This window comes from Asanoa sp. NPDC050611, from assembly GCF_040654855.1.
Classification (GTDB): Bacteria; Actinomycetota; Actinomycetes; order Mycobacteriales; family Micromonosporaceae; genus Asanoa.
The window spans coordinates 1-2217 of sequence record NZ_JBFAIU010000616.1 but is presented as its reverse complement, the minus strand read 5'-3'; the positions used below and the strand labels follow the sequence as shown (position 1 = coordinate 2217).

Below are 2217 nucleotides of genomic sequence, written 5' to 3'. Positions count from 1 at the left end.
GCTGGGGTGGTGTGTCGGAATCCGCGAATCGCTGGAAGCGATAACAGCACAAGTCCCGAAACCACCTGCCAGGCGACGCCGATGGTGAGGACGAGGGGGATGCTGGTGGCGGTCGCGGCGGGGCCGGCGAGGGCGAGGCCGATGGGGCCGACCGAGAACGACCCGAAGACGACGTAGGAATTGACCCGGGACATCGCTTCCGGGGGTACGCGCTGGTGGATCGCGGTCATCCAGAGCGTCCCGAAGACGGCGCTGACGATGCCCGCGACGAGGCCGCCGGCGCAGACGACCGGCAGCGGTGCCTGCGCGGCGAGGGCGGCGGACGGTGCGGCCCAGAGGATGGTGGCGGCGGTGGCGACCATGAGCGGTCGCGCGGGTTTCCAGCCGAGGACCGCGAAGCCGCCGAGGATCGCCCCCGCGCCGTAGCAGGCGGTGATCGCGCCCCAGGCGCCGGCGCCGCCGTACCAGCGGTCCGCGGAGACCGGGCCGAGCACGAGGTACGGCGCCCAGAGCAGCAGGTTGAACAGCGTGAACTGCAGCGTGATCGTCCACAGCCACGGCAGCGACGCGAACAGCCGCCAGCCGTGGCGCATCTCGCGGATCATCGACGTGCGGTCGGCCGGGTCCGGGTCGGGGACACGGAGCCAGAGCAGGGCCAGGATGCTGGGTACGTAGGTGAGCGCGTCGATCAACAGCACGGTGGCCGGGTTGGTGACGACGACCAGCAGGCCCGCGACGGCCGGGCCGGCGACGGAGGCGGACGACTGGACCAGGCCGACGAAGGTGTTGGCCTCGTGGCGGCGGTCGGCGGGCACGAGCTGCGGGACGATGCCGTCGAAGGACGGGCGGAAGACGGCTTCGCCGAGGCCGCCGAGGGCCGCGAGGATTAGCAGCAGTCCCATGTGCGGGGTGCCGATGAAGAAGAGCGCGGCGATCGCGGCCTGGGTGGCGGCGCGGAGCACGTCGGACCAGAGCATCACGAGCCGGCGCGGGAAGCGGTCGCCGAGCCAGCCGGCGAACGGCAGGACGGCGACCATGGGGACGATCCGGGCGGCGAGTACGTAGCTGAGCGTGGCGGGGGAGCCGTCGCTGTCGAGCACGGCGAAGGCGAGGGCGACGCCGGCCATCAGCGTGCCGAGGTTCGAGGTGGCGTAGCCGACGACGAAGACGCGGAAGTCGGGCAGGCGCAGCACCGCGAAGCGGGCAGCGAGGTCTGGTCGCACGTGGCCTCCTTGAGTCTCTGCGACTCAGATCCTGGAGGTGTGCGGTGTGGTGTGTCAACCGTTGGTTGAGTCCGGGTGGCTCAGGGTCTGCCTCAGGTCGGCGGCGGCGGTGGCGATGGCCGGTGGGAGCTCCGTTGTGGGTGGCAGGTCGTCCAGGGTGCTTGTGGCCAGGGCGAACAGGGGTCCTGGTGGGGCTTCGGCGGCCATTCGCAGGGTGGTTTTCGCGAGGCTGGCGCGGGTGAAGCGGGTGTCCCAGTGGTCGTCGGCCTCGATTTGGCGGAGCAGTTTTCTTGCGGCGGCGCGGATCTTGGTGATCGTTGGGCCATGTTGGTTGTCAACGGACTGCTGACGTTTTCGGCTTGCGCGAGTGGGGGCGATCTCGCGGGTGCGGCCGGTGGGGGTCAGTCGTAGGAAGCGCTGCTCGGCGGCCTGGCGGCTGGTCAGGGCCAGGGCCTTGGCGATCGTGGCCCAGCTCGCGCCGCCGGCGCGGGCCGACTCGATCAGCGCGCGTTCGGTGGTGTCGAGGCGGTCGCGGATCGGGCTCAGGAGGGTGAGGGCTTCGAGGGCGGCGGCCGGGTCGTCCGTGCGGGCGGCGGCGAGGGCGGTGCGCAGGGATTCCTCCACGTCTTCCACCCGGGTGATGGTAGCTGGCTTGTCAACGATGTGTTGACAGCTGAGTACCTTACCTGTCTTACCTGGGTCGCCTGAGGGAGTAAGGCAGGCGGGATTAGGGCGGGCGCCGGGTGTGGCGGGGGTACCTGCGCGCGGATTGTCAACGTCGACATCAGCGACTGTGGGGGAGCTTGTGATGATCAACGACCCGTACGTAACCCTGGACCTGCACCGCGCCCGCGTCGAGTCGCTCGCCGACGACGTCCGAGTCGGCCGGCTGGCCCGCGCCCTGCGTCGGCACGCGTCGTCGACGGACGCGACGTCCCGGGCCCCGGCCCGCTGGGCGTTGCGCCGCAGGTCGGCCTGAGCGCGCGAATTCTCG

Annotated in this window: 3 protein-coding genes; 1 reads left to right on the top strand and 2 read right to left on the bottom strand. The window is 71.0% G+C overall.

Translation table 11 applies throughout. The features are described 5' to 3' along the window. A partial coding sequence (locus AB0H87_RS41000) for an MFS transporter (protein WP_360159022.1) occupies positions 1-1223 on the bottom strand: 1223 nt, incomplete at its 3' end. Between the two features lie 54 nt (positions 1224-1277). Further along, positions 1278-1856 (bottom strand): hypothetical protein, encoded by a 579-nt coding sequence (locus tag AB0H87_RS40995; protein WP_360159019.1) that lies wholly within the window; start codon positions 1854-1856, stop codon positions 1278-1280. A 175-nt stretch (positions 1857-2031) separates the two neighbouring features. Here AB0H87_RS40995 and AB0H87_RS40990 point away from each other — a divergent pair, with 175 nt between their 5' ends. After that, the gene (locus AB0H87_RS40990; RefSeq protein ID WP_360159016.1) at positions 2032-2202 is read left to right on the top strand and encodes a hypothetical protein; all 171 of its coding nucleotides are present in this window, start codon (positions 2032-2034) and stop codon (positions 2200-2202) included. Positions 2203-2217: the final 15 nt, after the last annotated feature.

Excerpts from the sequence above, each read along its gene's own strand:
- AB0H87_RS40990 (WP_360159016.1), top strand. The coding sequence starts at position 2,032 with ATGATCAACGACCCGTACGTAACCCTGGACCTGCACCGCGCCCGCGTC.